Here is a 22218-nt window from a genome sequence, read left to right as displayed (position 1 = left end):
AAGCGATGTAATATAGTGGCATTTTTACGAAAACTATCAAGGATTTAAAGCATCATTATGACAACAAAAATAGCGTTTATTGGACTCGGTGTAATGGGCTTTCCAATGGCTGGACATCTTGCTAAAGCCGGTTATGAAGTCACGGTATACAATCGTACTCAATCAAAAGCACAGGAGTGGTTAGCGCGTTTTGATGGTCTATCACAAAGTACCCCAGCAAAAGCGGCGAAAGACGCTGACATCATATTTATATGTGTTGGTAATGACGATGATTTGCGTTCGGTAGTTTGTGGAGAAAGCGGGATTTTAGCAACCGCAAAAGAGGGGGCTATTATCGTAGATCATACAACGGCTTCAGCGGATGTGGCGCGTGAAATTGCAACATTATCGGCACACCAAGGGGTGGCATTTTTAGATGCCCCCGTTTCTGGCGGGCAAGCTGGGGCTGAAAACGGACAATTAACAATCATGCTAGGTGGTGACGAATCGAGTTTTACTCAAGTGGAGCCTATCATTGCATCCTATGCTAAATTCAGTCGATTACTCGGTTCAATAGGCAGTGGTCAACTTGCAAAAATGATGAATCAAATTTGTATCGCTGGTGTGGTACAAGGGTTAGCTGAAGCGCTTCACTTTGGTCAAAATGCCGGGCTCGATTGTGAGTCGGTCATCGATGTTATCTCTCAGGGAGCAGCTCAATCATGGCAGATGGATAATCGCTCAAAAACCATGTTAGCGGGCGAGTACGACTTTGGTTTCGCAGTAGATTGGATGCGTAAGGATTTAGGGATTGCTCTTGATGAGTCTAGAAAAAACGGAAGCACACTGCCGCTGACAGCGCTAGTTGACCAGTTTTATGCTGACGTGCAACGCCAGGGCGGGAGTCGGTTTGATACTTCGAGTTTACTGACTCGTTTGAAAAGCCATTGATAAGCTTCAACGCCAGATGATGTCGTTTTATTGTTTATCGTTAGTTAAGTCTTTTTATGGTTAGCACTCTTAACGAACACCAGCGACCGAAAGGTTAAGAAACCTAATAAAATACAAGGAATCGTTATGAAAATAAGAACTCTATTGATACTTTTGACCATTAGCGGGTTAACCGCTTGTTCGTATCCCTATGGCTATCATGCTCCTGCACCGGATACATGCGATGGGGCACCCGGATGTGCAGCTTCTGCCATCTTTTCAGGCGTAGTCAAAACAAAACCTAGAGAAGGCCAAAAGTGCGCGGATATGTTAGGTGAAAATAAACGTGAATGTGAAGCTCAGGTTGAATCTATTAAGCGCTCTATCGAAAATGCCAAGAAGCAGTCCTAATAACGTGTTTTAGTCATAAAATTATCGAAAAACGGCGCGTATAGCGCCGTTGTTTGTTAATCGCATTAGGTGGAACTGGCACAACTCATCGCTCGTTAAGTAGTGACCGCTTCACAATGCCACTGGTGTCCATGAAAACTTACATTCGCTTTTCCATACTCTCTGTCTGCTCGCCAAGTTCGATTGTTTAGCTTAACCACAACACCTGGGTAAATACGTTTATTTGCCGATACCATGATCCGTTGCTGGTAGTCGTCTTTATTTGCTGCAAGCTCAACTGCCTTACGTTCAAGCCATTGCATTAACTGGTGTTCGTTTTCGAATAGTTCTTGAGCTGCACTGACTTTGTCTCTCAGGTCATCAGGAATAAATTTGCTGTGGATAAGCTTCATGCGATCTTCGTGACGACTACAGTTTTGGCGAATTTGCCTAACCAATTCGTCCAGCGAGTCTTTACGCGCTAAAAGTGAATTAAACCCATCGCTGAAATCTAACGTTAGATTACTACCAGAAACAGCGCCAAACGTACCTGCTTGAACTCGGTTTTGACTGAAGATAGAACACGCAAATAAATTTCCATTAGGTTTATCAATCGGACCAACAAACATTTCCTGTCGACACACGACTTTACTAAACGCTAATTGACGACCAATGGTTACACCACCGTCACATTTTATATCCAGCCCTTGACCATGTTGAATATGAATACTGCCTTTTGCGCGTAACGTGGTACTGTACTCGGTTCCAGCATCATTCACTTTGCCCATTGCGCCTTCGGTAATTATGATATCGCCACCAGCACGAATAGTGGCAGACTCAACAAAACCGTTAACGGTTACATCGCCGGTTGCAATAATTTCCATTTTTTCTGTGATATCGCCATTGACCAAGACCGCACCGTCATAGTTGACATTACCTGTACCGACGTTAACGCCTTTACAGATATAGGTATCGTCTACCCACATCTTTTGATCTTTAAATTTAGGCATGCCTGAAATTTCTGCGATAAGTAGATTCTCGTCCTTATCGCTTATCATAGTGCCATCACCTGGCCTGAATGTTATCCATTCCCCCGCTTTAGGGCGGATAGTTTCACCCGTAACGGTATATCCTGAACGACCATCAGAGGGAGGCATTCTGCGCAATAATTCGGTGCCGACTTTTACACATATAATGTCGCCTAAATTGCGCATATCAACACGACCGTGATGAGATGATTGAGGACGCAATATGCGATCTAATGCATTTTGTACTAGCGGTTTTAGCTTTGATGAACGGCCTGTTTTAGGCGGCAAACCTTTGGCGATTGTCGCACTGACAGATTCTCCCGAGGCTGAGGATAGATAAGATTGATGCAATGCCTGCAGACGTTTAGTGCTCAACCCGCGTACGATATTACTTTTGTTTGCAAGTGCGACTAAGTCAGTTAGGGTTAAAAGAGGTGCACCGTAGCCTTTTGTGATCGTCATACTAGCGCTTAATTGGCCTTCTTCAACCTTACATCTAATCTCGTTATCTTGCCGTTCGCCTACGCGCTCCACGAGCGTTCCGCTGGCTTCTGTTTTAATTGCTGTTTGCGTATCGGCTAATAACGTTTGGATAGCATCATCATTCAGATAAAACTCGGCGTACTCGCTTTTCTTTATAACCTGCAACACGCTTTTAAAATCAATTTTACCGTCCAACTCTTGTGGGTTAATGTGCGCACTAAGGTGCGTATTTGTTTCATCAACCGTTAGGGTTATTCCATCCATTTTAATCACCTACATTATAAATATTGAAACACTTCATCATTACAACCCACAATCTCAAATACTTAGATAAAGTCGACATCACTGTGTTTATTATCGGTCATAATCCACAATGCATGATTATTTAGAAATATACAGTGATTAATAGCTTGCTTAAAGTTGTTCAGCGTATGTATATAACGCTTTAAGTATGGCTAATTTGTCGTTATTAGATTGATACTGTTCGCTGAGTAACTCTAAGGTTTGTACGTAATCCGTCATCGTAATACTGGACGGTGACGTATCATCCAACAAGCGGAACTTACGGTGGTTTTGCCAGCGTTGCAGTTCTTGCTCATTCAACGATGTGGGGAAATTTCGAGCTTTATAATAAAACAGCAGATTGTCTAATCTAGGATCTTCAAAGGGGAGTGTAAGGTCGGCCAATTGTTCAGGGCTACTGTGTAACACTTGATCCATCAAAGCCCGATCTTTTGGACTAAAGAATGCGCCGCTATAAAGAGCATGGTCAGCGTCCTGTTCTTTGTTATCTCTAGTCGTGCTGTGAACCGCAATCAGTTTAGCAACCAACTCAGGGTGTTGTTTGAGTACTTTTAGATTGCTTAGGCACACTTCTCGGTCAATACCGAGTCTAGCCGCGTTAGATTCATCTAACGTTTTAGCCGGAGCAATTACAGGGCTTTTGTTAACATGAATTAATTTGATTGGTAAACGTTGTTCACCTTCTTCAAGCATATTGGATGGGGTGTAGAGCTTTTCAATAATCTCGTCCACCGACAAATCAATTAAGGGCTGAATGTCTAACGCTAGATTTACCACTATAAAGGCATTTTTATTGGTAGGATGTTGAGCAACAGGGGCTATCCACGTACAACACCCGTTTATGGCTGGTAGCTTTGAGGATATATGTACCAAAGGAGTATGTGCATTGATATCGAAAAGGGCAATAACGTTTTTCTTAAACCGTAAATTAAACAAATAATCGTATAATTTTGGCTGCGCCGTTTTGACGAGTTTAGCCATACCAATCGTGGCGTGTACATCCGACATGGCATCATGGGCTGCAGCATGCTCAATGTTATTCGCTTTGCTTAAATCTTCTAATTTAAAACTAGGAGAACCATCGTCTTTTAATGGCCACTCTATACCCTCAGGTCGAAGTGCGTAACAGGCTCTAACAACATCGATAATATCCCAACGACTATTACCATTGCGCCATTCGCGGCCGTAGGGGTCGTAAAAGTTTCGATACAAAGTGTATCGTGTCACTTCGTCATCAAAACGGATATTATTGTAGCCAGCAACACAGGTTTCAGGCGCCGAAAATTCTTGATGTATCTTTTGGATAAAGTCGGGCTCTACCATGCCGTCACGCAAGCTATGTTGTGGTGTTATACCTGTGATCAAACATGCCTGTGGGTTAGGTAAATAATCATTTGGAATTTGGTTGAAAATCATCAAAGGCTGGGAAATGATGTTCAGATCCAAGTCGGTTCGAATACCAGCAAACTGACATGCAGGATCTTTTTGAGGATTAACGCCCCATGTTTCGTAATCGTGCCAATATATCGATGGTGTAGACACAGTATTCCTTATCGTTTTGATTCTCAGGGGATCTCAACAGAATTACGTTGCAAACTCAAATTAAACCCCGTTTTTTGTTCATAACTATGTAATTTAATTGAACATTGTATTTATTTATCTCGCACAAACTAAAGTACTACCTATAAAGCCTATTAAAACCGACAATTTGTGCTTAACTCTAAGTGTGTTAACAATTTGTTGTTCAAATGGTAGCTCACCTTTGGAGTATTTATGCAATCATTACGAGTTAGCGATTATATGAATTGTCGCCCTGTTACCTTTTCCTTAGAAATGTCTGTAGCCGAAGCCGTCGAACGTTTACTACAAAGTGGCCAAACGGGTGGTCCGGTTGTTGACGAAAAGAATAAAGTCGTTGGTTTCCTATCGGAGCAAGACTGTTTGGTAAGAATGATCGAATCAAGTTATTACCGAGAGCAAGTTTGTCGGGTAAAAGACATTATGCAAACGGAGGTTATCTCAATTCGTCCTTACGTCTCTGTGATTGAACAAGCGCAGAAAATGTTAGTCGCTAAACCTAAGGTTTACCCAATCGTTGACGATGACGGTTATTTATTGGGAACAATCAATCGCTCTCAACTTTTGAACGCAATAGATATGCAGCTAAGAGATGGATACCGTATAGCCGGTTAGGCTTTTTTAGGGTTTTACCCAATCGGTACTAGTATTTAAATTCTCATTCTTCTAGGATCAACACCCATTGTGGTTGTCCCTAGTATGAGCAAATTTTATTGTCTTCACATTTATCAGAAACGCAAAGCGCTCCGTTAACTTATTCCCAATTAAACGAACTGACGTCAGTGTGTATGGCGTCGGATCGGTTTCGTTTTCAACGCCGCTTTAAACAGATTCAACGATTCGATAACAAAAAGAAAAACGAAGCCCTCGCTAAGTTGAGTAAAGATATCGATAGGTCGGTGTTATTAAAAGAGCAAAGGCAAGCTAACCTTCCGAAGGTAGAATACCCAGACTTACCCGTTACTGAACAAAAACAGAAAATTTCAGATGCGATCCGCGATAATCAAGTGGTGATTATTGCAGGTGAAACGGGCTCGGGTAAAACAACTCAAATTCCGAAAATTTGTTTAGAGTTAGGGCGAGGTGTAAGTGGTTTAATCGGCCATACTCAGCCACGAAGACTCGCCGCTAGAAGCGTCGCTAACCGCATAGCAGAAGAACTACATAGCGAACTAGGAAATGAAGTCGGGTTTAAAATTCGTTTCTCAGATCAAGTGAGTGACCGTACCTATGTAAAGTTAATGACAGATGGTATTTTGCTCGCGGAAATTCAACAAGATAGATTTTTAAATCAGTATGACACCATTATTATTGATGAGGCACATGAGCGAAGCCTCAATATTGATTTTATCCTCGGTATACTGAAACAACTACTGCCTAAAAGACCGGATTTAAAGTTGATCATCACCTCAGCGACGATCGACCCTGAGCGCTTTTCAAAGCATTTTGATGATGCTCCGATTATTCAAGTGAGCGGCCGAACTTTCCCAGTCGAAATGCGTTACAGACCATTACTAGATGACGACTGTGAGAACGACAGGGACCAAGCGCAAGCGATAATTGATGCGGTGAATGAACTGGGTAACCATAGCCAAGGAGACATTTTAGTCTTTCTGAGTGGTGAGAGAGACATTCGCGACATGGCAGATGCACTGACACGTCAACAATTCCGGCACACTGAAGTAGTGCCACTTTACGCTAGGCTGTCTGCAGCAGAACAAAACAAGATATTTCAATCTCACTCGGGTCGACGCATCGTGCTTGCCACCAACGTCGCTGAAACATCATTAACAGTGCCTGGGATTAAATACGTTATTGACCCAGGTACGGCCCGTATCTCACGGTACAGTGTGCGCAGTAAAGTACAGCGATTACCAATTGAGCCGATTTCTCAAGCTTCCGCCAATCAAAGGGCAGGGCGTTGTGGTCGCGTATCAGATGGTATCTGTATTCGTTTGTACAGTGAAGATGACTATAACAATCGCAATGAGTTTACTGATCCTGAAATACTAAGAACGAATTTAGCCTCTGTCATCTTACAGATGATGGCGCTAGGCCTTGGCAAAATTGACGAGTTCCCCTTTGTGCAGATGCCAGACTCACGCAGTATCAATGATGGTTTTAATCTGCTCGAAGAGCTTGGTGGAGTCGAGAAAAATACAGGGCGGTTAAACTTAACCACCATCGGCCGGCAAATGGCGCGTTTACCCATTGATCCTCGCTATGCACGGATGATTGTCGAAGCAGAAAAACTCAATAGTATGCGAGACGTATCTATTATTACTGCTGGTTTAAGCATTCAAGACCCGCGAGAGCGCCCACAAGATAAACGGCAAGCGGCTGATGAGAAACACCAAGCATTTGCCAATAAAGAGTCTGACTTTTTAGCCTTATTAACGCTTTGGTTAGAATTTAAAGCAAAACAAGTCGAGCTGACCAACAATCAATTACGCAAGTGGTGCAAGCAAAACTTCATTAACTATTTACGCATGCGAGAGTGGCAAGACATTGTAAGCCAGTTGAAAAAATCTATCGCAGAGCTTGGGTTTAGTATCAGCCAGGCAGATGCGGATTATCAAGCTATTCACCAAGCGATGGCTGCTGGATTGCTATCTCATATCGGCAATAAAGATAAAGACAAGGAATACCTTGGCGCACGTAACGGCAAGTTCATGTTATTTCCTGGGTCAGGAATTGCCAAAGCGAGTCCTAAATGGGTGATGGTTGCTGAGCTTGTGGATACATCCCGACTATTTGGTCGAATGGGCGCAAAAATTGAACCTCAATGGCTGGAGTCACTCGCGCCTCATTTAATTAAACGTAATTACAGTGAGCCACATTGGTCGAAGAAGCAAGGAGTTGTCCAAGCGTTTGAAAGTGTGACTTTGTACGGCTTACCTTTAGTTTCTAAACGTCGCGTTGTTTACAGCCAAATAGACCCAGTTATCAGTCGTGAAATATTCATACGAGAGGCCTTGGTTAATCAAGATACTAAGTTAAATGACGATTTTTTAACTGAAAACCAGTTAGAAGTGGATGAAATTAAAGGGTTAGAGGATAAGACACGCCGCCGCGACTTGTTGGTGGATGAAGAGGCGTTGGTTGATTTTTATGCTCAGCTTATTCCTACACATGTATGCAGCGAGGCCAGTTTTAAGAAATGGTGGGGCAAAACTAAAAACACCCAGCCCGACTTGCTAACCTATTCAAAGCAAATGCTGCTTAAGAACTCACCGACAAAGTCACATGCATATGATTTCCCTGAAACGTGGCAGCAAGGCAATTTAACTCTGCGTCTAGATTATCACTTCAACCCCACGGATATAGATGATGGTGTCAATTTATTGGTGCCGCTTTCCCTATTAAACCAGTTGTCTGTTGTGGGGTTTGATTGGTTAGTGCCTGGGCTACGTCACGAGCTTATCGTCACTCTTATTAAATCATTACCAAAACGTCTTCGACGAAACTTTGTACCCGCACCTAACTACGCGGATGCTTGTTTGTCCGATATCTCTGCGATAGATAAGAAAGGCCAACCTATCGCTTTTCTAAGTGCAATCAGCCAAAAGTTAAAGCGCATGACTGGCGTAGAAGTTGAATTAGAAGAATGGCAGGTAGATAGCCTACCTTCTCATCTGCGGTTTAATTTTAAAGTGCTAGACGATAATAACAAGGTCGTGCAACAAGGTAGGGATCTGCAAGCGTTACAGCACCAGTTACAGGGAAAAGTTAAGCAGAGCCTGAGTAAAATGGCGAAACCTGGTTTAGAAAGGTCAGGCATAACCCAGTGGGATTTTGAGCAGTTACCCACCGAATATGTCAGTAAGCAAAGTGGTTTTAATGTAAAAGCGTACCCCGCATTGGTGTCTGAAAAAAATGCAGTAGCGATAAAACTGTTTGATAAGCCGCATATGGCACTCGAAGCGCATCAGCTAGGATTACGACAGTTAATTTTGTTATCGATTCCATCTCCTATTAAATATCTGCATGAAAAACTGCCTAATAAAGCTAAGCTCGGTTTGTACTTTAACCCATTCGGGAAGGTTGCTGCCCTGATTGATGATGTCATCGCGGCCGCAACAGACGAGCTGATAGAAAGCTACCGTGACCTTCACGGTGACATTCGCACGCCAGAAGCCTTTCACGCCTGTAGCGAGCATGTTCGCAGCGAAATAAATGATAGCGTGTTAACCATCGCCCAGAAAGTTGAAACCGGCCTAACCAAAGCGCACCAAATCAAGAAGAAAATGAAGGGTAATGTGCCGATGGCGATGATCAATGCTTATGGGGATATAAAGCAGCATTTAGACAGCCTAGTATTCAACGGGTTTGTAAGTGATATCGGTGCTCGACGTTTGAGCGATTGGCAACGCTACATTGAAGGGATCGCCAGACGAATCGAAAAACTACCTATCGACCCAACAAAAGACCGCTTGCATCAATTGAACGTAGAAAAAGTGCACGGTGAGTATACAAAGCGGTTGCAGAAAATCCCTGCCGGCGTACCTATACCTGATGAATTAAAAGAAGTTCGCTGGATGATAGAAGAGCTTAGAGTGTCATTCTTTGCCCAGCAATTAGGCACAGCTATGCCGATATCAACCAAACGGATTATCAGCCAATTAGACGCTAATTAGCTCATTTAGAGGCAATCTATATATTTAACTGAGTGGATTAAGAAAAGTCCGTTGACATTGCTTAATCCGCACCCTATAAACACAGAGTAGGCAATAAACTAGGACGGAATTTTTGATGTTAGGCTACAACGACAAACGTAATTTTTTTCGCATGATGGTCAATTCAGCTTGCGAGATTGTGGTTAACGACGATGAGTCGAGTCGTACGTTGCACGCAGTATGTAAGGATATAAGTGCTACAGGCATGTCATTTGAAGTGGAAGAGCAATCCGTAGAAATCGGTACCGCTGTTGACGTTTATATTGAATCAACAAACAGCCAAATCCCTTCCTTGTCAGCCAAAGCACGCGTGGTGCGCTCTGAGTGCAATGAAGACAGCACCTGCGTAATTGGCGTCGAAATTACTGAGATGAATTAGCCTTAGACATAACGGGCTGTTAATCTCAGTTATAAAGGTCTAGGACGCTGAGCAAAGCGTAGGAAAATAAACAAGCGCTAACCTTAGAAGTAGCGCTTGTTAAGTATTTCTATAACGCCTCACAATAGTACCTCACAGCACTTTGCAGATTAATCCCTTCAAGTAAAACCCCTCAGGGTAGTTTGTTGAGACCGGATGATCAGGCGCTTGTGATAAGCGCTGGATTATTTGTACTTCTCGGCCAGCATCTAATGCAGCATCCGCTACGACTTTTTGAAACAAATCGAAGGGCATTAAACCTGAACAGCTAAATGTGGCTAGAATGCCGCCAGGGGCCATGATCTGCATTGCCAGCATGTTGATATCTTTGTATCCACGACAGGCTCTATTTAGCGAAGCCTTAGAGTCTACGAATTTAGGTGGGTCGAGTATAATTTGGGAAAACTGTTTAGACTGTGCTTTGTAATCACGTAATGCTTGAAATACATCATGATTAATAAACTCACATTTTGAACTATCTAGCTGGTTAATATCCACGTTGCGTTTAGCCGTTTCAAGGGCAAGGTCAGATACATCTAAACTAGTAACGCTACACGCACCAGCAGCAAGTGCATAACTACCGAATGTGCCTGTGTAGCAAAAGCAGTTTAATACGTCACGATCTTTGGCATATTGAGCGGCGATAGCGCGGTTATCGCGCTGATCTAAATAGAAACCCGTTTTATGACCTTGTTTCACATTGACGATGATTTTTACACCATTTTCTTCAATGATGACTTCATCCGGTATGTCGCCAGCAAGCACTTGGGTGATTTCTTCTAATCCCTCTTTTTTGCGCACTGCTACATCACTTCGCTCATATATGCCATGCTCAGGAAATTGTGCTTTTAGCGCCCAAACTATTTTTTCTCTATGTTTATCAGCCCCTGCTGAGAGCAGTTGGCAGACGATAACATTGGCATAAACATCGATGGTCACCCCTGGTAGGCCATCTGATTCAGCGGCAATCAAACGGTATCCGGTTAAACCATGTCGCTCAATTAGCTCTTCTCTGGATTGTTGGGCTCTAGCGATACGACGTTGAAAAAAACCGTTGTCGACACTTTCATTTTGCGTAAACGTCCATATTCTAACTTGTATCTGAGAATGTGGTGAGTAGGCTCCGCGGCCTAGCCATACGTCTTCGTGACTATAAACATCGACGGTATCGCCGAGATTCATTCGGCCTTTAGTGCTCTCAATTGCACTGGCAAATATCCAAGGGTGACGACGTAATAAAGACTTTTCTCGACCGGGGTGAAGTGTAACGCGTGATGACATAGTGTGGTGGTTTCCAGCATACAAATTGAAAGTAGATGAGCGTGGCGCAAAATCACATTATCAATGGTACAAATTAAACAAAAAATTCAATGGAGAATTCATGCAATTTATCGATTATGAAGAAGGGACGGCAACGGACACGCTTTTTGTTAATGATACTACAAAACCTACCCTCAAACAGGGGCAAGTGTTAGTTAAGGTACACAGCTTTGGTATTAACCGCGCTGATACATTACAGCGCCAAGGTAAATACCCAGCACCAAGAGGGGAAAGTCCAATTCTTGGTCTTGAGGTATCAGGGGAAATTGTAAGTCTTGGTATGTCTGCTGATAACGAGTCTTCCCGTTGGCAAATAGGCGATGAAGTCTTTGCGCTTGTGGCTGGCGGCGGTTATGCCCAATATGTGGCGGTCAATTCTGAACACTTAATGCCTAAGCCTAAAAACGTGGATATGCCGAGTGCCGCTGGTATCGCCGAGGTTTTCTTAACGGCATACCAAAGTTTGTTTCAAGTGGGCGGATTAAAAACTGGGCAGCGGGTTCTTATACATGCTGGAGCGAGTGCTGTGGGTCTTGCCGCGATTCAATTAGCAAAAGCGGATGGTTGTCATGTCAGTGTTACCGCATCAACTGAGAAAAAACTTGCGGTATGCGAAAAGTATGGCGCCGATCGACTGATAAATTACAAAACTCAAAATTTTGCTGAATGTTTCGAGCAAGGCGGAGTCGACGTTATTATTGATTTTGTTGCAGGGGATTATTTGAATCGAAACTTAAAAATCCTCAACGCTGATGGAACGATAGTGTACTTAGCTATGTTGGCCGGTCGCTATGCCGACAAAGTAGACATGGCCCTGATGCTTGCGAAACGCGCCACCATCACAGGCTCTACGCTGCGAAGCCGGAGCGACGAATACAAAAGCGTTTTAATACATGACTTTTGTCACAGGTTTTTGGCTGATTTTGACAATGGTGCTTTAAGACCTGTTATCGACACCCAATATAACGTAAAAGATATTGCATTGACGCACGAACGCCTCGAACGAAATGACACCATGGGTAAATTGGTTGTTAGTTGGAATTAATCTATCTCGCTACAAGGTTGCTTACTTGGCGCGATGTTAAATGTCTTAAAAGAGGTCTGGCGCACGTCTCGTGACGAACTGTTTGGAAGGTAGGTCACAGATTTATCATCGATTGTTTGAAAATATAGACTATGAAATGGAAGGTTAGAGACAATAAACAGCCTCTAACCTCATTTTATCGATTACAACGTCGATAAGAATTATTGCTGTTGAAGCACACTGAACTCCTCTTTAGAGACAAATCCATCCTTGTTGCTATCTAATTCGTTGAATATAGTGGCCAAAGTAGTATCAATACTGGCTTCTTTTGCACTTAACATATTGTCTTCGTTTACATCTAAAGCAGCAAAAATATCCGTTGCGGCAAATGCGCCTACTGACGTTAGGGCGAGAACACCCGCTGTAATAATTTTTTTCATTCGTTTCTCCACGTTATTTAAGAATGTCGTTTACTTTGTAAGGCGCTAGGACTGTTTTAACGTTACGCTGATTTCAATAGGCTACAATCTTGCGACCAAGGCAATAAGGGTTTAGTTCTCTAACTCACTGGCGCTAAGGTAACCATCTTTGTTCACATCTAACTCGGTAAAAACCGAAGACAGGGCCGCATCTGAGGAGGCTTCTTCTAGGCTAATGCGACCGTCATTATCCGTGTCTAACGCGTCCATTATATCGTCTTGTGCCAATACACAGTTTGAGGCGAAAAGTAGGCTAGTAATAACAATTAACTTTTTCATCTTATCGATTCCTTATGGCTAAACATTTAGCTAGGTTTTCGTAGCTATACCTGATTCTATTGAATCCGGTCTGACAAATTTAAAGAGCGGACTTGCTCGGCGGTTCAGATCGGGTAGAAGCATTTATATATATGCCGAACTCGCTCCTAAACTCAGCTAAACGGTTACACGCTTCATGCCAACTAAGAATAGTGCATAATTTTCAATGAGTTATAAGGGGGTGAGCGGCCTAGATACAAAGCGGACGTTGATAATTTAATGTTATAGTGCTAAAACAGTTACACAAATTCCGAGTTGAAACAAAAATTGTTAAATATCAATTATTTAAATGGAGTTAAATTGGTTACGCGTAGCGAAAAAGCAACAAAATAAAGGAAACATATAGTGCGCATTGCCTCATTTATTTTGCCGCCAAAGGTAAGAAGGATTTGGCTATTTAACGTTTAGGTAAGTTGCTGATCCACATCGTTTGATATGGTGCTAGTTCAATGAAACTGTCTGCAGCATAAATGGGTTGCTGCGTCATTAAGTCTATCCACTCGTCGGTACCTACTAAGTTAATATCACTTAAGTGTATTTCTTGTATCTCATCACAAATATTACTGATACAAAATATGCTTTGTCTTCTATCGATACTCTGACGCCAGAAACCAAATACTTTACTTCCTAACTGCAAGGTAAATTGTGTAGCGTTAGGGTGAAATGCCACCTGCTGGCGGCGTATGGTGAGTAGCTCACCCATGGCCTTCAATACGCGTTGGTGTTGGGAGTAGGGCGATGCTAATTGCTTCTGTAATTCAGTATATTGCCATTTGTGACGATTTATAGCGCGGTTATGACTGGTATTTTTAACCCGTTCGTAATCATTACCTGTAGCCAATAAACTGTGAATATAGATCCCAGGGATCCCTTCTAAACCAAGCATAATCGCATGGGCGCACATAAAACGCTGGAAGCCCCATTTATCCGTTCCCTTTGTTGTACCCTGAAGAGCGTCATATAATGCAATATTAATTTCATACGCTTTTTGCTGCCCATTTTCAGAAGCACGCCACGAAATCCTACCGCCAAAATTCTGCATAGTGTTTACGAGTACCGTGAGCTCCTCGTCTTCTAATAAGCCTTCAGCTGGTCGTAGGCCGATTCCATCATGGGATGCAATAAAATTAAAATAGGTAGTGCCGTTTTGCGCGGGGGGCATGCTCATTAACCATGACTTCAGGTAATGACAATCACCCGTAATGAGAGTATTTACCAACAATGGGGGCAAAGAGAAATTGTAGATCGCATGAGCTTCATTGGCATTGCCAAGGTAAGCTAAGTTTTCTCTATTTGGTATATTCGTTTCTGTGATAATAATCACATCTGGCTGCGCATGTTCAATAAGTGTGCGCAGTAATCTTACCACTTCATGGGTTTGTTCTAAGTTGATACAAGGTGTGCCAAGTTTTTTCCATAAAAAAGCCACGGCATCCAGCCTGAACAGCCTGACGCCATTATCCAAATATTGACGAATGATTGAAACGAAAGTTTCTAACACTTTGGGATTACGAAAATCAAAATCAACTTGATCGTGACTGAATGTGCACCAAACATGCTCGATACCTTTTGCTGTTTCAGTCTCACGTAATAGAGGAGACGTACGAGGCCTGACCACATTTGATAGGTCTTCATCTGGACTTGCCGTGTAGAAGAAGTCGCTGCCTGGTCCTTCACCCTTAATGAAGTTATCAAACCAAGCGCTTCGCGAAGAACAATGGTTAATTACCACATCTGACATTAACCTAAAGTCTGTCGCGATCCGTTTGATGTCTTCCCAATCGCCTAATGCTTCGTTCACACTAGAATAGTCGATCACAGAAAAGCCATCATCTGAACTGTAAGGAAAAAACGGTAATATATGCACGCTGTTCAAGTTCTTCGCACAGCATTCATTTAAAAAGGTGTAAAGGGTCGTTAATGGCTTCTCCCCAGGCGATTCAATTGAATCGCCATAAGTGATCAGCACGGCATCTTCTTGCGTCCAATTATTGTGGTGGCGTAAAGGAGGTGCGATTGATACGTCCTTTTCAAACCCCATCGTAGTCAACAGATCTTGGGCGAATGTTTGATAGGTAACACTCAGCTCAACCTCATTGTAAATAACAGCCAAATGATGTTCGACTAACTCGGCTAATTGGTCATAAGTACTTTGCATTGCTTCACCATTCATTATTGTTGTTCTAAAGGGATTCTTTACACTCGTTATAATCTTGTTCAACAGCGTCTTTTAGCCGCTCCAATACATTAGGCATAGCACTTACCACACGGTTCCAGCTTGGGATGAATGGGGTTTCCATTGGATTATCTAAGAAACTTTCGCCTGCCTTCATAATGTTCTGGGCAAACAACTCAACCGCTTTTTCTTCGTTGTGAATATCCAGTGACAAGCCATTCATGATGGCATCGTTATGATAGGTTTCGACAAAATCTAAAGCGATTCGGTAATACGTCGCTTTGATAGAACGGAACGTTTCCATGTTGAATGTTTCACCCTGAGTCGCTAGCTTTCTAAACATGGCCTTGGTAATGTCGATAGACATTTTCGACAAACCACCTGCGTCATTGTCAGCTGAAAGATCTTGATGCTTATGATCATATGTTTTGGCAATATCTGCTTGGCACAGGCGATTGCTTGAATAGTTTCTGTGCATTTCTGATAACACACCAATCTCAAGACCCCAGTCGCTAGGAATACGAATATCATTTAAAACGTCGCGTCTGAAGGAGAATTCGCCGGCTAGGGGGTAGCGGAAGCTGTCCATAAAATCGAGATAATCGGTGTTGCCAATCACACGCTTTAAAGCTCTGAGCATGGGGGTGACGAGCAATCGTGATACACGACCATTAATTTTGCCGTTAGCAACACGGGCGTAATAGCCTTTACAAAACTCATAGTTAAATTGTGGATTCGCTACTGGATAAATCAATCGCGCTAGCAGACTTCTGTCATAGGTTAATATATCGCAATCATGTAACGCGACTGATTCAGCCGTGCCTGTGGCAAGAATGTAACCCATGCAGTACCAAACATTACGGCCCTTTCCTAACTCTTTTGGCGCAAGGCCCATTTGAGCTAGCTCTTCGTCCAACGCTTTGAGACGAGGTCCGTCATTCCACAAGATACGGTGGTTCTGTCCAAGTTTGTCGAAAAAGCCCAGTGCATGCCTATATTGTTCTTTATCTGCTCGGTCTAAGCCGATAACGACTTGAGAAAGGTAGGGGACTTTAGAAATCTCTGAAACAATATGCGGTAACGCCTCTCCTTCTAGCTCAGAAAACAATGAAGGTAATATGAGCGCCATCGGACGCCTCCTAGCAAAACTCACTAGTTCTTTTTCTAAATCTTCAACGGGTCTTTCAGATAAGTTATGTAATGTGGTAACAATGCCGTTTTGATAAAAGTCAGCCATGATGATTCCTTTGGTTCTAGGATAAAAATAATAAGTAAATTAATAAAAGTTGAGCTTTATACTAACTTTCATTGATCAGAATTTTAGATAAACATTCAGTCCAGCCTGAAGGTCCTTCTAATGTACTATCGTAGACACCTGTTGTTCTCTCAAGTGGTGGAAACGAATGGGTGGGTGATTTAATACGTACCGCAATGTTACTGGCTTCCAGCATAGCCACATCATTGTTGCTATCGCCTAACGCGACACTCAAAGTTGCACTGTGCCCAATATGACGTTGGAATGCCGTGACTAACCATTGCAAGGCAATTCCTTTATCGCATAGTCCTGACACACCAAGAAAGCGACCGCCTTGCAACACGGTAGCACCCAGTTGCTGCAACTGAGTGACAAACTCGCGCTTTCTATCTGGCGACCCGAGCCATTTAACGGGCTCACTAAACATACGGGTGTTGGCCAGCTTTGCATTATTAGGGCTAAGTCCGGTGTGCTCTATGAGTTGTTGCTCGCCCATGGTAGAAAACTGCAAAAACTCTCCTGAAAAGTCACTTTCAACACTGGCAATTAATGCCAGCCAATGCGAGCGAGGTTGAGCAAATTCTTTGACCCAAAAGCCTTCTATGCTCTTTGTACCTTCGGGCTGTGTCTTCATTAAATGCTGAGGGATAAAAACCGCAGCGCCGTTTTCTACGATAAGTGGACCATTAAGTTTTAGCTCTGCCATAAGAGAGTCTAATTCTGCTTTGGTTTTGCTTGTGGTAGGGATGACTGGAATGTGTTTGCTTCTAAGGATATCCAGCATGTTCAGTGCTGGCGCATAACTGTAAGTGTTATGATCCAACAATGTGCCATCCATATCGGTAAACACGAGTAACTGTTTAAGCATGAACACCTCTTCGTGTAAGTGCAGTGATTCTGCGCGCTGAATTTAAACTGAACACGAGGTCACATTTTTGTGGCAGCGTTGATAAACCATGTTCAGTTAGGCGTTGATAATATTGTATGAAGGCTAACACTTGCTCATCGCTCATTACTTTGCTTCCAGTACTAGAATCTGCGGTCGAGAGGGAGGCATGTAATTTGTGCTCTTGTTCCAATCGCCACGCATAGACGCTCTCAAAAGAAGGTGCCTTGAGCATCACCCAATAATCCATGTTCGCATAAAGTGGTACGTAGTTTTGCGCCAATTGTTTATTAACGAATCGGCGCCACACACCCGTCTCATCTTGTTCGTCTTCAAGGGCATTGATGGGAGCGATAAGTTGTGCCTCATTCTGTGCTTCAACGCCCCAGCACCAACCTTCAAAAATAACCACATCTACCTGTTCGTCAATCTGTTGCCATTGACTCACCGGAGCGGGATTGTCATCGGCTTTATTAAACCGAGGGATTGATGTGGCAACGCCGCTGTGTAGCGATGAAAGTACCTGTGACGCTAATGCTATATCGTGTGTGCCTGGCACACCGCGTGTTTTGAATAGTGGGTGCACCTTGACGGCAATAGCATTGCGCTGGGATTGATCTAGATAAAAGTCGTCAAGTGACATGACAACCACTTTTAAACCATGCTCTTGTGTAAGGTAACTGGCCAGAAACTCGGATAATGTTGATTTACCAGACCCTTGGCATCCATTGATGCCTAAAAAATAGGGCGCGCATGCACCAGATTGGTGCTTGGCGATGTTTTCAGCAAGCGGTATGTACCATTTTCTTGCATCGTGTAAAAAGTCCTTACTTAACTGATGTTTATCAGTAAATTCGGTTAACATATTTACGTTCTCTCCCTTGTTATGCACCAATGTTGCTGCTCATTAACCATATTTAATATGCTATGACACATCTAAGCAATCAACATACATGCCAATCACTATCAATGAGTATGCTTGGCTGCTATTTCTGGGCTAAGCGGCATGAATTTTAAGATGTGAAAAGCGCAGTGAGTCTCTATTGCGTTAATATAGTGAGGTAGGGATATAACGCTAAAAAACGCACGCGCTAAACAGACTTCGTCTTTGCGCCGGGGTGATGAGTGTCACATACATATTTGTACACAACTATTATGCTGGTTAAACTCAGCGCTAATAGCTTTAAGCGCCCTAAGTGTGGTAAAAATAGTGGGTCGAAATTAATAAAGTAGATATACAGGTGGTTTAACTCCGAGCCTTCATACCTAAATCAGAAGACAAGGTATGTTGGCCGCGAAGTGCGTTCGCAAGAATGTGTCATTCGCCAGGGTTGTGAGAGAAATCAAACAGCCTCCCCGTAAGTGCCAAGGCGATAAGGCCCGGCAACTTCAATTTGGAAAGGTGTTAGTGAATATGTTGCAAGATAAATTTGGTCGCCGGTTTCATTACCTGCGGCTGTCCATTACTGATGTGTGTAATTTTAGTTGTGAGTACTGTCTACCTGATGGGTATCAGTGCGATACCGACAGGGATTTCTTGTCTCTGATTGAAATTAAACGCATTGCAGGTGCCTTTGCGAAACTAGGCACCAGCAAAATTCGTATAACGGGTGGCGAGCCTTCGCTACGAAAAGATTTGCCAGAAGCCATTCGTGCCTGCGCAAATACCCCGGGCATCAAGCAGGTCGCGATCACGACGAATGGTTATAAATTACCTGATCATATCGACAGCTGGGTAGAAGCTGGCCTGACACAAATGAATGTCAGTATTGACAGCTTGGACCCCCGTATGTTCGCGTCTATCACTGGCCACGATAAACTAGATGTTATTCTGCGCGGAATTGATAGAGCCTTAGAGCTTGGGGTGACAGTGAAAGTCAATGCTGTTTTGATGCGCCACTTTAACCAGCATGAGTTATCCGCGTTCTTAAAGTGGATCAAAACAACCCCAATTACGTTGCGCTTTATAGAATTAATGCAAACCGGTGATAATCAATTGTTTTTTGATAAGAACCACGCCTCTGGTTTGCCCATTAAAGAGCAACTTATCAGTGAGGGATGGCAGCAAATTATTCGCGATAAAGCCGCGGGGCCAGCGCAAGAGTTTGCTCACCCTGACTATAAGGGGCGTATTGGTCTTATTATGCCCTATAGCAAAGACTTCTGCGCGAGCTGTAACCGCCTTAGAATTTCAGCCTTGGGTAAACTGCACCTGTGTTTGTTCAGTGAACAGGGCCTTGATATACGTGAGTATATTGCTGACGATGATACCCAGCGTTTACAAGAAGAGTTAAGGACACTCCTAGGAGATAAAAAATCCACTCACTTCCTGCATGATGGTTATACTGGCGCCACTAAGCACCTTGCAATGCTGGGCGGCTAACACTTGAACCGCTTATTTCATGTACGTTAATCAAGTTAACACGACGATTGATGTGAGCGAAAGCTCATCAACGTCGGTATCGCCTGATGACTACAGCATTGGCATCTTTGGCTTGGTGCTCGCGGGCGGTTTGTCATCGCGCATGGGGCAAGATAAAAGCCTGCTTCGGCTTAAAGACACAAATCAAACCTTACTCAGTCATGCACAAGATCTATTAACCCATGCCGGAGTAGGGACTGTATTAGTGAGTGGCAAAGAGCCTGAGCATATCCATGATATTTATCCAGATTGTGGCCCTTTAGCGGGGGTTCACGCTGGGATGAGCTATCTCGCTGAGCGACATCCTGGGCAAGTTACCGAACGTAGTGGTGATGATGTGCAACAGGCCATGGGACTATTAGTGTTGCCGGTAGACATGCCAAATGTCACTCCAAACACATTGAAAGCATTGGTATCTGTGGGCACGCAAAGCGACGTGATCGTGCATTTCACAGGGTTTAATTTACCTGTTTACATCCCATGTAAAACTGACTTATTTACATCTTTAGAATGTGTATTGCGCGAAGGTAAATCATTGTCTTTATTTAATATGTTTGAAAAAAATCACGCCAATGCAATAGCTATTCCTGGTGATATTCATCCAAACGAGTTTGATAATATTAACTCGCCAGAGCAGTGGCTTGAATTAAATCGAAGCTTTACTTCGGGCTAAATACCTTGACTCAGTGCTTAACGATAACCAGCGGTGCAGTAAACGTTGCGGACTATTCGCTACTAAACAATTTTGTACGTTGCTCAAAACGTACTCCAAAAATCTAGGATATTTATGGGACACACGAACAATTCAGATGTTATCTCACTCAATATTGCGGTACTGACTGTGTCAGATACGCGAGATGAAGATACGGATACATCCGGTGCTTACTTAGTGAGTGCATTAGAAGCCGACGGACATCGGTTAGTAGATAAGCGTATTGTAAAAGATGATAAGTACCAGCTCAGAGCGAGGGTATCTAACTGGATCGCCTCAACTGATGTACAAGTAGTACTGGTCACGGGTGGCACAGGCTTTACGGCTAGGGATACTACACCAGAAGCCTTATCGGTATTATTTGATAAGGAAATTGAAGGGTTTGGTGAACTATTTAGGTACATATCCTATACGGAGATTGGTACCTCTACAGTGCAATCCCGCGCTTTAGCAGGCATGGCCAATGGTACTGCAATATTTTGTATGCCTGGCTCCACTGGAGCATGTCGAACCGCGTGGACAGGCATATTGCAGCAACAACTCAACTCAACTCACAGGCCTTGTAATTTCATCGTGCATTTGAAAGACGTTAATGCAACACCTTGTGAAACTCGGGGGTAACGGATGGCGCAAGATAAAATGTTGTCCCACGTTAATCAGCAAGGCGAAGCGAACATGGTGGATGTCACCGATAAGTCAGTTACGCAGCGCGTTGCTTATGCTCAAGGCAGAGTATTGATGTCGCCACAAACATTGTCTCTCATTAACAACAAGCAACACGCCAAAGGAGACGTCTTTGCTGTTGCGCGTATCGCAGGTATTCAGGGCGCTAAAAAGTGCAGTGATTTAATTCCATTGTGCCATCCGCTGATGCTAACCAAAGTGCAAATAGACTTTACAAACCTTGAAGATAACAGTGGCATCGAAATTACGGCTATGTGCAAACTAGCGGGACAAACAGGGGTAGAAATGGAAGCTCTTACCGCGGTTTCTGTCGCCGCGCTGACCTTATTTGATATGTGTAAAGCGGTGGACCCATCAATGACCATCGACGGAATTAAAGTGCTCGAAAAGCAAGGGGGCAAGAGCGGTCTTTGGCAACGAAAAGAGGTTGCAACGTCATGATCAAGGTTCTCTTTTTCGGTCAATTGAAAGATCAAGTGCAAACTGGCTCAACAGAAGTCGCCGAGTCCGTGGGGGATGTCGCTAACCTGAAGCAGACTTTGGTGTTACATCACCCTCACTGGGGCGAGTATCTATCCGCTGATGCCACTCTGGTTGCCGTTAACCAGGCAATTGGAAATGAAAACACGTCACTGGTTGATGGGGATGAAGTCGCGTTTTTCCCGCCCGTAACGGGAGGATAGAAAGTGAGTGATATCATAGCGGTTCAAACAGAAGATTTCGATCATGGTGTACTTTACAACGCCCTCAGACAAGACAGTCTAAGCAATGGCGCTATCGTGACCTTTAGTGGTTTAGTGCGAGATTTTAATCAAGGGCTGGCAGTGGGGGACTTGTTTTTAGAACACTATCCGGCCATGACCCAAATCAGTTTGCAGCAGATTGTGTCGCAGGCTCGCGCTCGGTGGGGTCTTGGTAAAATCATACTTATTCACCGTGTGGGGCATTTGGCTCAGGGAGACCAGATTGTTTTCGTGGGTGTGACATCGATGCATCGTAAAGATGCCTTTGAAGCTGCGCAATTCATAATGGATTATTTGAAAACAGAGGCTCCCTTTTGGAAAAAAGAATCAACAGCGTTAGGGGAAAAGTGGGTTCAGGCAAATATCAGTGATACCGCAGCCCGTCAGCGATGGACTAGCGATGAGTAAGATCAG

21 protein-coding genes and 1 riboswitch are annotated in these 22218 nt (G+C 43.4%); of the genes, 12 read left to right on the top strand and 9 right to left on the bottom strand.

From position 1 onward, the window contains the following. Positions 1 to 57: 57 nt before the first annotated feature. Together AC0L6N_RS08900 and AC0L6N_RS08895 are read left to right on the top strand one after the other, a co-directional pair. The gene (locus AC0L6N_RS08900) at positions 58 to 930 is read left to right on the top strand and encodes an NAD(P)-dependent oxidoreductase (RefSeq protein WP_473480600.1); all 873 of its coding nucleotides are present in this window, start codon (positions 58 to 60) and stop codon (positions 928 to 930) included. A 126-nt stretch (positions 931 to 1056) separates the two neighbouring features. Next, on the top strand, positions 1057 to 1320 hold the full coding sequence (locus AC0L6N_RS08895; protein ID WP_041713709.1) for a hypothetical protein: 264 nt from the start codon (positions 1057 to 1059) through the stop codon (positions 1318 to 1320). Between the two features lie 95 nt (positions 1321 to 1415). Here AC0L6N_RS08895 and AC0L6N_RS08890 read toward each other — a convergent pair whose 3' ends face one another. Both AC0L6N_RS08890 and sbcB read right to left on the bottom strand, forming a co-directional pair. After that, on the bottom strand, positions 1416 to 3074 hold the full coding sequence (locus tag AC0L6N_RS08890; RefSeq protein ID WP_473480598.1) for a DUF342 domain-containing protein: 1659 nt from the start codon (positions 3072 to 3074) through the stop codon (positions 1416 to 1418). 150 nt (positions 3075 to 3224) lie between these two features. Next, positions 3225 to 4655 carry an exodeoxyribonuclease I gene (sbcB, locus tag AC0L6N_RS08885; protein WP_473480596.1) on the bottom strand — a complete coding sequence of 477 codons (1431 nt, stop codon included), beginning with the start codon at positions 4653 to 4655 and terminating at the stop codon, positions 3225 to 3227. 231 nt (positions 4656 to 4886) lie between these two features. Here sbcB and AC0L6N_RS08880 point away from each other — a divergent pair, with 231 nt between their 5' ends. From AC0L6N_RS08880 to AC0L6N_RS08870, 3 genes are all read left to right on the top strand, one after another. Continuing rightward, on the top strand, positions 4887 to 5306 hold the full coding sequence (locus tag AC0L6N_RS08880; protein WP_011574973.1) for a CBS domain-containing protein: 420 nt from the start codon (positions 4887 to 4889) through the stop codon (positions 5304 to 5306). Positions 5307 to 5404: 98 nt separating this feature from the next. Next, on the top strand, positions 5405 to 9328 hold the full coding sequence (hrpA, locus tag AC0L6N_RS08875; protein ID WP_473480594.1) for an ATP-dependent RNA helicase HrpA: 3924 nt from the start codon (positions 5405 to 5407) through the stop codon (positions 9326 to 9328). A gap of 115 nt (positions 9329 to 9443) precedes the next feature. Next, on the top strand, positions 9444 to 9746 hold the full coding sequence (locus tag AC0L6N_RS08870) for a PilZ domain-containing protein (RefSeq protein WP_006993337.1): 303 nt from the start codon (positions 9444 to 9446) through the stop codon (positions 9744 to 9746). A gap of 132 nt (positions 9747 to 9878) precedes the next feature. Here the strand turns inward: AC0L6N_RS08870 and AC0L6N_RS08865 are convergent, their stop codons facing one another. Then, positions 9879 to 11066: a class I SAM-dependent rRNA methyltransferase gene (locus AC0L6N_RS08865; protein ID WP_011574971.1), complete on the bottom strand. Its 1188-nt coding sequence runs from the start codon at positions 11064 to 11066 to the stop codon at positions 9879 to 9881. 100 nt (positions 11067 to 11166) lie between these two features. Here AC0L6N_RS08865 and AC0L6N_RS08860 point away from each other — a divergent pair, with 100 nt between their 5' ends. Then, on the top strand, positions 11167 to 12150 hold the full coding sequence (locus AC0L6N_RS08860) for an NAD(P)H-quinone oxidoreductase (protein WP_473480591.1): 984 nt from the start codon (positions 11167 to 11169) through the stop codon (positions 12148 to 12150). 200 nt (positions 12151 to 12350) lie between these two features. On the opposite strand, the gene AC0L6N_RS08855 is transcribed toward AC0L6N_RS08860, so the two are convergent. The 6 genes from AC0L6N_RS08855 to AC0L6N_RS08830 all read right to left on the bottom strand — a co-directional run bounded on the left by AC0L6N_RS08855 (position 12351) and on the right by AC0L6N_RS08830 (position 18108). Continuing rightward, positions 12351 to 12569, bottom strand: coding sequence for an EF-hand domain-containing protein (locus AC0L6N_RS08855; protein WP_473480589.1), 219 nt, complete (start codon positions 12567 to 12569; stop codon positions 12351 to 12353). Between the two features lie 111 nt (positions 12570 to 12680). Next, entirely contained in the window at positions 12681 to 12887 is a 207-nt protein-coding gene (locus AC0L6N_RS08850) for an EF-hand domain-containing protein (protein WP_011574968.1), read from the bottom strand. Positions 12888 to 13323: 436 nt separating this feature from the next. Further along, a complete protein-coding gene (locus tag AC0L6N_RS08845) occupies positions 13324 to 15084 on the bottom strand; it encodes a sugar phosphorylase (protein WP_011574967.1) in 1761 nt (586 codons plus the stop codon). 25 nt (positions 15085 to 15109) lie between these two features. Beyond that, positions 15110 to 16339, bottom strand: coding sequence for a glycosyltransferase family protein (locus tag AC0L6N_RS08840; RefSeq protein WP_473480586.1), 1230 nt, complete (start codon positions 16337 to 16339; stop codon positions 15110 to 15112). 61 nt (positions 16340 to 16400) lie between these two features. Then, the gene (locus AC0L6N_RS08835) at positions 16401 to 17225 is read right to left on the bottom strand and encodes an HAD-IIB family hydrolase (RefSeq protein WP_473480584.1); all 825 of its coding nucleotides are present in this window, start codon (positions 17223 to 17225) and stop codon (positions 16401 to 16403) included. Then, a complete protein-coding gene (locus tag AC0L6N_RS08830) occupies positions 17218 to 18108 on the bottom strand; it encodes a kinase (RefSeq protein ID WP_473480582.1) in 891 nt (296 codons plus the stop codon). Before AC0L6N_RS08830 ends, AC0L6N_RS08835 begins: the two co-directional genes overlap by 8 nt. 373 nt (positions 18109 to 18481) lie before the next feature. Continuing rightward, positions 18482 to 18664, top strand: a riboswitch (molybdenum cofactor riboswitch). On the opposite strand from AC0L6N_RS08830, the gene moaA reads away from it, so the two are divergent. The 6 genes from moaA (at position 18658) to moaE (ending at position 22212) form a co-directional block, all read left to right on the top strand. Further along, positions 18658 to 19626: a GTP 3',8-cyclase MoaA gene (gene moaA, locus AC0L6N_RS08825; RefSeq protein ID WP_473480580.1), complete on the top strand. Its 969-nt coding sequence runs from the start codon at positions 18658 to 18660 to the stop codon at positions 19624 to 19626. Its footprint overlaps the riboswitch before it by 7 nt. A 19-nt stretch (positions 19627 to 19645) precedes the next feature. Then, positions 19646 to 20338 (top strand): molybdenum cofactor guanylyltransferase, encoded by a 693-nt coding sequence (locus AC0L6N_RS08820; RefSeq protein WP_473480578.1) that lies wholly within the window; start codon positions 19646 to 19648, stop codon positions 20336 to 20338. Positions 20339 to 20452: 114 nt separating this feature from the next. Next, complete coding sequence (gene moaB, locus AC0L6N_RS08815) at positions 20453 to 20998, top strand: molybdenum cofactor biosynthesis protein B (protein WP_011574962.1); 546 nt, start codon at positions 20453 to 20455, stop codon at positions 20996 to 20998. A gap of 3 nt (positions 20999 to 21001) precedes the next feature. Next, positions 21002 to 21502 (top strand): cyclic pyranopterin monophosphate synthase MoaC, encoded by a 501-nt coding sequence (moaC, locus tag AC0L6N_RS08810; RefSeq protein ID WP_473480576.1) that lies wholly within the window; start codon positions 21002 to 21004, stop codon positions 21500 to 21502. Next, a complete protein-coding gene (locus AC0L6N_RS08805) occupies positions 21499 to 21744 on the top strand; it encodes a MoaD/ThiS family protein (protein WP_473480574.1) in 246 nt (81 codons plus the stop codon). Before moaC ends, AC0L6N_RS08805 begins: the two co-directional genes overlap by 4 nt. 3 nt (positions 21745 to 21747) lie before the next feature. Next, positions 21748 to 22212 (top strand): molybdopterin synthase catalytic subunit MoaE, encoded by a 465-nt coding sequence (moaE, locus tag AC0L6N_RS08800; RefSeq protein ID WP_473480572.1) that lies wholly within the window; start codon positions 21748 to 21750, stop codon positions 22210 to 22212. Positions 22213 to 22218 lie beyond the last annotated feature (6 nt).

This window comes from Paraglaciecola sp. G1-13 (assembly GCF_055809255.1).
This window is presented reverse-complemented; position numbering and strand designations above follow the sequence as displayed.

Coding starts and splice junctions, on each gene's coding strand:
- AC0L6N_RS08820 (WP_473480578.1), top strand. CDS start 19,646: ATGTACGTTAATCAAGTTAACACGACGATTGATGTGAGCGAAAGCTCA.
- AC0L6N_RS08835 (WP_473480584.1), bottom strand. CDS start 17,225: ATGCTTAAACAGTTACTCGTGTTTACCGATATGGATGGCACATTGTTG.
- AC0L6N_RS08880 (WP_011574973.1), top strand. CDS start 4,887: ATGCAATCATTACGAGTTAGCGATTATATGAATTGTCGCCCTGTTACC.
- AC0L6N_RS08845 (WP_011574967.1), bottom strand. CDS start 15,084: ATGCAAAGTACTTATGACCAATTAGCCGAGTTAGTCGAACATCATTTG.
- AC0L6N_RS08895 (WP_041713709.1), top strand. CDS start 1,057: ATGAAAATAAGAACTCTATTGATACTTTTGACCATTAGCGGGTTAACC.
- AC0L6N_RS08850 (WP_011574968.1), bottom strand. CDS start 12,887: ATGAAAAAGTTAATTGTTATTACTAGCCTACTTTTCGCCTCAAACTGT.
- AC0L6N_RS08890 (WP_473480598.1), bottom strand. CDS start 3,074: ATGGATGGAATAACCCTAACGGTTGATGAAACAAATACGCACCTTAGT.
- moaA (WP_473480580.1), top strand. CDS start 18,658: ATGTTGCAAGATAAATTTGGTCGCCGGTTTCATTACCTGCGGCTGTCC.
- AC0L6N_RS08900 (WP_473480600.1), top strand. CDS start 58: ATGACAACAAAAATAGCGTTTATTGGACTCGGTGTAATGGGCTTTCCA.
- AC0L6N_RS08860 (WP_473480591.1), top strand. CDS start 11,167: ATGCAATTTATCGATTATGAAGAAGGGACGGCAACGGACACGCTTTTT.
- AC0L6N_RS08865 (WP_011574971.1), bottom strand. CDS start 11,066: ATGTCATCACGCGTTACACTTCACCCCGGTCGAGAAAAGTCTTTATTA.
- AC0L6N_RS08855 (WP_473480589.1), bottom strand. CDS start 12,569: ATGAAAAAAATTATTACAGCGGGTGTTCTCGCCCTAACGTCAGTAGGC.
- AC0L6N_RS08805 (WP_473480574.1), top strand. CDS start 21,499: ATGATCAAGGTTCTCTTTTTCGGTCAATTGAAAGATCAAGTGCAAACT.
- AC0L6N_RS08830 (WP_473480582.1), bottom strand. CDS start 18,108: ATGTTAACCGAATTTACTGATAAACATCAGTTAAGTAAGGACTTTTTA.
- AC0L6N_RS08840 (WP_473480586.1), bottom strand. CDS start 16,339: ATGGCTGACTTTTATCAAAACGGCATTGTTACCACATTACATAACTTA.
- moaB (WP_011574962.1), top strand. CDS start 20,453: ATGGGACACACGAACAATTCAGATGTTATCTCACTCAATATTGCGGTA.
- AC0L6N_RS08870 (WP_006993337.1), top strand. CDS start 9,444: ATGTTAGGCTACAACGACAAACGTAATTTTTTTCGCATGATGGTCAAT.
- moaC (WP_473480576.1), top strand. CDS start 21,002: ATGGCGCAAGATAAAATGTTGTCCCACGTTAATCAGCAAGGCGAAGCG.